Annotated in this window: 5 protein-coding genes and 6 pseudogenes; 5 read left to right on the top strand and 6 right to left on the bottom strand. The window is 61.8% G+C overall.

Annotated features, from left to right (window positions below; genetic code table 11):
• Positions 1 to 72 precede the first annotated feature (72 nt).
• Positions 73 to 267, top strand: a pseudogene (locus tag EN943_RS38630) (DUF459 domain-containing protein); the annotation flags it as partial.
• Positions 268 to 336: 69 nt separating this feature from the next.
• On the opposite strand, the gene EN943_RS33465 reads toward EN943_RS38630, so the two are convergent.
• The 4 genes and pseudogenes from EN943_RS33465 to EN943_RS38625 all read right to left on the bottom strand — a co-directional run.
• Positions 337 to 1,791, bottom strand: a complete 1,455-nt coding sequence (locus EN943_RS33465) for a glutamate synthase subunit beta (RefSeq protein WP_063169408.1) — start codon at positions 1,789 to 1,791, stop codon at positions 337 to 339.
• 41 nt (positions 1,792 to 1,832) lie between these two features.
• Positions 1,833 to 1,996, bottom strand: a pseudogene (locus EN943_RS33460) (thioredoxin domain-containing protein); the annotation flags it as partial.
• 278 nt (positions 1,997 to 2,274) lie between these two features.
• Positions 2,275 to 2,544 (bottom strand): annotated as a pseudogene (locus EN943_RS33455) (pyridoxal-phosphate dependent enzyme); the annotation flags it as partial.
• Between the two features lie 8 nt (positions 2,545 to 2,552).
• Positions 2,553 to 2,757, bottom strand: a pseudogene (locus EN943_RS38625) (isopenicillin N synthase family oxygenase); the annotation flags it as partial.
• An 801-nt stretch (positions 2,758 to 3,558) separates the two neighbouring features.
• On the opposite strand from EN943_RS38625, the pseudogene EN943_RS33445 reads away from it, so the two are divergent.
• The 3 genes and pseudogenes from EN943_RS33445 to EN943_RS39015 all read left to right on the top strand — a co-directional run.
• Positions 3,559 to 3,838: pseudogene (locus EN943_RS33445) on the top strand (DUF411 domain-containing protein); the annotation flags it as partial.
• Positions 3,839 to 3,847: 9 nt separating this feature from the next.
• Positions 3,848 to 4,081 carry a hypothetical protein gene (locus EN943_RS38620; RefSeq protein ID WP_127312611.1) on the top strand — a complete coding sequence of 78 codons (234 nt, stop codon included), beginning with the start codon at positions 3,848 to 3,850 and terminating at the stop codon, positions 4,079 to 4,081.
• Positions 4,082 to 4,122: 41 nt separating this feature from the next.
• Positions 4,123 to 4,614 (top strand): cytochrome c, encoded by a 492-nt coding sequence (locus EN943_RS39015; RefSeq protein ID WP_244514239.1) that lies wholly within the window; start codon positions 4,123 to 4,125, stop codon positions 4,612 to 4,614.
• 238 nt (positions 4,615 to 4,852) lie between these two features.
• On the opposite strand, the gene EN943_RS33430 is transcribed toward EN943_RS39015, so the two are convergent.
• Positions 4,853 to 5,269: a hypothetical protein gene (locus tag EN943_RS33430; RefSeq protein WP_063169404.1), complete on the bottom strand. Its 417-nt coding sequence runs from the start codon at positions 5,267 to 5,269 to the stop codon at positions 4,853 to 4,855.
• 697 nt (positions 5,270 to 5,966) lie between these two features.
• On the opposite strand from EN943_RS33430, the gene EN943_RS33425 reads away from it, so the two are divergent.
• Positions 5,967 to 6,242 (top strand): hypothetical protein, encoded by a 276-nt coding sequence (locus tag EN943_RS33425; protein WP_063169403.1) that lies wholly within the window; start codon positions 5,967 to 5,969, stop codon positions 6,240 to 6,242.
• Between the two features lie 147 nt (positions 6,243 to 6,389).
• Here EN943_RS33425 and EN943_RS38895 read toward each other — a convergent pair.
• Positions 6,390 to 6,594: pseudogene (locus tag EN943_RS38895) on the bottom strand (hypothetical protein); the annotation flags it as partial.

Here is a 6,594-nt window from a genome sequence, read left to right as displayed (position 1 = left end):
CAGTAACGTAGTCCACCCTCGAAGGAAAAGACTGAGGCCGCCGACCCGGCTACCGACGCCGACTCGCAATCACCGGCACTCGACGGCGGTTCGGAACTTCTCGGTGCCGCAGCGCCGGCCAAGCCGGACGGGCCCGGTGAAAAATTCGTCGTCGAGGGCAAGGCGCCCGCTGCTGCGCCCGGCCGCGCCGACGATTTTTCTTGGCCGCCAAGGCGGCAGCCTGCGGCCGGGGCCACAACCGAAACGACCACGGCGATCAGTCCGTAAGCTGCCCGGGGCAGCGGAAGGGCGGAAAGCGCCTTCAGGTGGCCGCACAAGTAGGGTCTCGAGACGGACTCAGCGCGGCAGCACGCTCGATCCCATCAGCGCCTCATCGATGGCGCGCGCCGCCTGGCGGCCCTCGCGGATCGCCCAGACGACCAGCGACTGGCCGCGCCGCACGTCGCCCGCCGCATAGAGCTTTTCGACGCTGGTCCTGTAGTCCCGGTCATTGGCCTCGACATTCTTCGAGCGGCGGCTGTCAATGGCGATCTTCATCTGGCCGGCCAGTTCCGACACCGGCCCGCGAGCGGCTGGCCCGGCAAAGCCGATGGCGATGAACGCGAGATCGGCGCGGATGACGAATTCGGTGCCGGCGATCGGCTTGCGCTTTTCGTCGACTTCGCAGCATTTGACCCCGGTCAGCTGGCCGTTTTCGCCGATGAATTCAAGCGTCGCCACCTGGAATTCGCGCTCGGCGCCTTCGGCCTGCGAGGATGACGTGCGCATCTTGGTCGCCCAGTATGGCCAGACCGACAGCTTGTCTTCCTTTTCCGGCGGCTGCGGCCGGATGTCGAGCTGGGTGACGCGCACCGCGCCCTGGCGGAAGGCGGTGCCGACGCAGTCGGAGGCAGTGTCGCCGCCGCCGACGACGACGACATGCTGGCCGCCGGCGAGGATCGGATGCGACGGCCACGCCACCGACTGGATCGGTTCGCCGCCGACACGCCTGTTCTGCTGCACCAGATAGGGCATCGCGTCATGCACGCCGCCGAGATCGTCGCCGGGAATGCCGGCCGCGCGCGGCGTTTCGGAACCGCCGCAATAAAGCACGGCGTCATGTTCGGCGAGCAGCTCGGCAACCGGCTTGTCGACGCCGACATTGACGCCGCAATGGAAGGTGACGCCCTCGCCCTGCATCTGCTCGATGCGCCGGTCGATATAGTGCTTCTCGATCTTGAAGTCGGGAATGCCGTAACGCATCAACCCGCCGGGCCGGCTCTCGCGCTCATAGACATGGACGTCGTGGCCGGCGCGGCCGAGCTGCTGGGCAGCCGACATGCCGGCCGGGCCGGAGCCGATGACGGCGACGCGCTTGCCGGTCTTCTTCTCCGGCGGATAGGGCCTGATATGGCCGGTCTCGTAAGCCTTGTCGGCGATCGCCTGCTCGACCGTCTTGATGGCGACGGGGATGTCCTCGAGGTTCAGCGTGCAGGCTTCCTCGCAAGGTGCGGGGCAGATGCGGCCGGTGAACTCCGGGAAATTGTTGGTCGAATGCAGGTTGCGGATCGCATTGTCCCAGTCGCCATTGTAGACGAGGTCGTTCCAGTCCGGGATCTGGTTGTGGATCGGGCAGCCCGTCGGCCCATGGCAGAACGGAATGCCGCAATCCATGCAGCGCGCGGCCTGTTTCTCGACCTCTTTGTCGGACATCGGCAGCGTGAATTCGCGGAAATGCCGGATGCGGTCGGAGGCCGGCTGGTACTTGTGCACCTGCCGGTCGATTTCGAGAAAGCCTGTTACCTTGCCCATAGTCCAGTTCCTGCTGTCCAGATGGTGCGCCTGGCGACGCCCTGCAGCTGGATCAGATGGGGCATCCCGTCCACACATGGGCCGCACCAAGTTGCCCAAAATTCGACTATGTACACTTGCCGGGCTCAAAGCTCGTGAGGGGCTCGCCATGCAGCCAGTTCTCGACTCTAATCGAAGGAGCCGGGGACTCCATCTGCAATACCACGTTGCGGTCCAAAGCTATTTCCAAAGGTTTCTGCACGAGCTGGTTTCCTCTCAGAGACGGCACACGGGTTCAGGGAGGAGCGCATCGCTCGTCTTGCCCCATTGAGTGCAGTCACAGTCACTCAGTCTCAAAAGCCATGCCAACGCGCTCAGCGCGCAGTTAGCGCCCATTGCTTCGAAAAACCTCGTCAGTGCCCAGATGTTGGTTGTAATGAACCTGACATTTGTCTGACGCTGTCAGCTTTTGGACACGCGATCACGCGCTTCGTGCCGCCAGATGGCCAGGCCGAGCCCTGTGTTGCCAGCGGTCGCTTCGATGATTGTACCGCCCCGCGCGTGCCACGCTGTTCGGCATTAACGATCATCGACAACGCAATGCGATCCTTGATCGATCCGCCGGGATTCTGGCTTTCGATCTTGACGAAGCGACGACACCTGCCGGTATCGAATCTCTTCAGTTCGACGACCGGCGTCTCCCCAATCAGATCGAGCACTGACAAATGGCGGACGCAGGCGAGAGGACGCCTTTGTCGACGGTCGGCGGAACATCTCGAGGCTCATGCGGCTGCGGTCTCCAGAATGTCGGCATAGTGCCGTTGCGCAATATCGGGATGCGAGCGCAGTCGGCTCTTCAGCAGTTGCGGAACAGGGGATTGTCGGGGTCGCTGGCGGGGCACCCGCTTCGGCAGCCAGTTCAGGCGGCAGGTCAAGAAACCGTATGTCGGCATCAAGCCGCGCGCCGAAGAAGAAGGGAATAGAAACAGTGCCCTTCGAAAGACCCAGGGCGACGGAAATCATTGCATCGGGCGAGTTCATGCGCCTGAAGCAGCGCTGGCTGCAACTGCTTCATAGCGACAGGCGGGCGGAGACTCTAGCGGGGCTTTCGCCGCTTGGTTGATTGAGGCTCTCGACGAAGCCACTAAGATTCGGCGGCCGATAATAGCTTGCTGCTCATTGGGACGCCGACCAACGCCGGGATTGAGAAAGGCAACCCTGCCCCACAAGGCGGGTGTCACACGTGCGGTGCGTCCGCTCGTCGCGCCGGATGGTCTTTGAGACCTGGGTTCACGGCTATTCAGATGCACCCCTGTCGGCTTTTCGGTGCAGGCCGCCAGGCGGCGTGTTGCAGCAGCGGTAATTAGTTTGAGAGCGTGCGAGCACGGGCTGCATAGTGAGATCATTTGCCGGCGTGGGGACCAAGGTGTGGCGCAGCCTTAGAGAACTCAACACCGAGACCGGAGCAACGGAGACGGCTCTTTCGTCGAGACAGTTTAATTGGAAGGCCGAGAAGCACCGGCTGGGTAGCGTCACGCCGCATCATTCTTTGCGGAGCTGGAGCGCGCGGGATCGCTGGAGCGGCTGGTGAAAGCGGTTGCCGGGGCGCACGCCAACAACAACACGTGAGCTGGCGCCTCGTGTGGCAAAAGGAGGGGGCGAGAGCCCATGGCCTGCAATGAAGCGATCAAGCATTGCGATCGTGGAACCAAGCTGCCTAGTCGACCATCCGGACCGCGGCCTTCAAGCCAGCTCGCCTTGGAATCGGCCTTCCAGGAATCACCGTCAAGGCCGACTCACGACCTTTTCGCCATGAGCCGCGAAGAGGGCATTCCGCCGGAAGCCGATGGCTGCCTTCTCTCGTTCATCGACGGCTATGTGGTGAGCGGCCATGTGCCGGTCGGCACGGTCAACAAGCTCTTGACCGAGCGGCCCGACATCAAAGGGCATGACGCTGCCCGGCATGCCGATGGGCTCCCCCGGCATGAGTGGCACGAAGGAAGCGCCCTTCGAGATTCTCGAAATCCGAAAGTCTGACGCGACCGGCGGCATCTACGCCACGGAATAGGAGGCTTCGATGATGGAATGCATGAGCGGCATGATGATGTTCGGCACGGGCCTGGTGTGGCTGCTTGTCGTCGTCGTGCTCGTCCTCGGGACGGCCGCGCTGATCAAATACCTGTTCTCCAGCGGCGGCAAAGGAGAAGGGCGTCGGTCCTCTTATCGATGCGTGGCCGCGGCAGGCCTCGGATTGGTCTGGACATTGCCTTGGCTCGCCAACCGGATGGCCGCGCCCCGGCCGCGGCGATAGCGCTAGGCAAGACGGTTTTAGCCAGGCGAAGGTCAGCGCGATTGGAAAGCCCGCTGCCTTCGGGACGCATGCCGGCGCCGGGACCGGCCGCGGTCGTCGGCGGCGGCTACCAGAGCGACATGCCGGGCTTCGGGAATGTCCTCACCGACGAGGAGATCCGGGCCGTTCTGGCCTTCATCAAAAGCACATGGCCCGAGCGGGAACGCGCCTATCAGGCAGATGAGCCGCCGGGAGCGGGAGCAGACACAGTGAGACCAATCCTAGCCGCGGAGCCCTCGAACGCCCCCAACCGGAATGCATTGTCCATGAAAGCGAAACCGTCGCTTGCGATTCAATTTCTGGCGCTGATCCTCGGGACCTCCGCGCTGGCCCACCATCCGGGCGCCGATCTCGACAAGATGAGGGACAGCGCGGAGAGGTTCTTCCAGGCGATCGACGAGCAGGCCGCGCCGCCTTTCGAACTGGCCGACGCGGACGGAAGGGCCGTCCGCCTTCCGATCTCTCCGACAAGATCGTGGTGCTCTACTTCATGACGAGGTAACCTTGGAAGAAGAAGGCGACGGCCACTGGCGGCAGGATGGCAAGCACGCTGGCCGCAAAAAGCGGCCCATACTCATAGAAGCGGGCCGGTTCTGTCGCAAATCGTGCTTTTGGCCACAACTGGACGCTTTCGCGCGCTTATGGACCAGCTCACATGACAGGGCTCGACGTGCCCCGGGGTGGCGCCCTACTTCCACGCTCGCACTGTCACACTCCCGCCGAAAGGCGGGTTTAGTGAGTTATGGCAGTGACTGTGCCACCAGTCCAAACGTCGAGTTTCGCGGCAACTTCGACGCTTTCCTTAGCTGACTTGCCCAAAACCAGCGCGGCCAAAGCATACTGCTTGCCGCTCCCGATGGCATAATATTCACCTTTCACGGGATCACTTGGCAGCCAATTGCCGTCCAACAATACGGCTTCCCCATTTTTGCGCACTATCAGCGCCTCAAATTCAAAATTGTCGTCGTTGCGCGGCACAGGAATATCAGAAACATCCATGCCCTTCTCAACCCAGTCTCGAACGGCCTTTGGAATACCCAAGGACGAAGAGGAAACGCCGATGAGTGTGCCGTCGCATAAGCGAAACACCTTCGTTTTCTCACCGACGGATACTGAGTCAAAACCCAAGGCTCGGCCGTCGCCAGCCATGGTTCCGTTCCTGTAAGCTATTGTTGTCATTGGCACCCTTCTATCGCTGCATCAAACTTCAGGACCTTGCGCATGTCCCCTGTGTCAAGGTCACTGACCGACGGCCTATTTGCCTGATACACGATACAGGCTGCGCTCCTTGAGTTCGCGCACGGGTGGCCGTCATCTTGCCGCCTTCGCGCAATGCCTTGAACAGGCCGAGTCTGTCCCCCAGCGGGAATGACAACCACCTCCATGTCGTTGAAACGCAGGAAATCCGTCACTTTGCCTCGTCGGTAACGGGCGGAGCCGGAGCGGTCGTCACCGGGCAAGCGCGGTCGCAGTAGGTATCCTGGGCAGCCCGTCAGACATGGATGGCTTCGGTTGTGTCATGCGACTTCTTGTTGGTCGGTCACGTGTTTCCGGATAACCAGCATGCGCTGTGCCAAATGAGAAAACCATTTAAAGTCAATCCAGCAGATCTGACTGTATTCCGACATTGTCGGAAATTGGACATCGCCGAACGCGGGCGCTCGGGGCTTGTGATGATACTTGGGCGTGCTGCTTCGGAGGAGGGATGCGCCTCGTACCGGCCGCGAAGCCTTCCTGCATTTAAGGCGCCAGATCAATTGAACGCGATGCCGGGCAGCGTCGCAGCGGCTAAGCCAGCCACTCGCATTGCTCCCTGACAGGATGGTGCCGATCCTGCTGAGATCGCATGCTGGCGCGACGTTGCTTTGCGGCCACCGTCGCGCCTGCCCGTGAACTGTTCGCGCCTGTGCTCATGCTCGCCTTGACACCCTCGATGGGTCCATCCGGGATGGTCAACCATCCGGAACATAGCGGGCAGGCGGGCATCTTCACCAGCAGTCTCTGTGTCGCTCTCGTGGCGGCAAACAAGATCGAGGCTGGCGGGGTGATGATCAACGGTCCTCGAACCATCGATTTTGATCGCGGTGGCCGTTCAGTGCGTTCAAGCACGAGGCGCCGTTAGACGGCACCGCAGCATCATAGCGAAGTGCCATGCAGGACGACTCCCTGCAGCATCGTCTCGCGCAGCCAAACACTTGCCGGATCACTGTTGTGAACGGCCGGGCGTTTGACGGCCTGTGACGCGAAAAGGCAACGGAAGATCTAGCATTTATGGGGGAAATGTTTTTTCGGAGTGCTTGACCCGCAGGAAGGGCAGGGCATGACTGCCTATCGCCCGACCCGGCAAGGCCGCACTCATGACCGGCTGGGCTCGGTTAATCCTGCATGCCGCGCCCATGAGGTTACTTGTCCGGAGTGCGTCGAGCACAACGAGGAGATGTAGTTCACGATCTTTGAAAAGCGTGGTCAACCAT

Origin of the sequence: Mesorhizobium sp. M7A.F.Ca.US.006.01.1.1, assembly GCF_003997935.1 — a bacterium.
Taxonomy (GTDB): Bacteria; Pseudomonadota; Alphaproteobacteria; order Rhizobiales; family Rhizobiaceae; genus Mesorhizobium.
Note: the sequence above shows the minus strand (reverse complement) of the source record. Positions and strands in the feature narration are given on the sequence as shown.

What these genes read in the sequence shown, in the direction of transcription:
- EN943_RS38620 (WP_127312611.1), top strand. Translation starts at nt 3,848, where the DNA reads ATGATGGAATGCATGAGCGGCATGATGATGTTCGGCACGGGCCTGGTG.
- EN943_RS33425 (WP_063169403.1), top strand. Translation starts at nt 5,967, where the DNA reads ATGCTGGCGCGACGTTGCTTTGCGGCCACCGTCGCGCCTGCCCGTGAA.
- EN943_RS33465 (WP_063169408.1), bottom strand. Translation starts at nt 1,791, where the DNA reads ATGGGCAAGGTAACAGGCTTTCTCGAAATCGACCGGCAGGTGCACAAG.
- EN943_RS33430 (WP_063169404.1), bottom strand. Translation starts at nt 5,269, where the DNA reads ATGGCTGGCGACGGCCGAGCCTTGGGTTTTGACTCAGTATCCGTCGGT.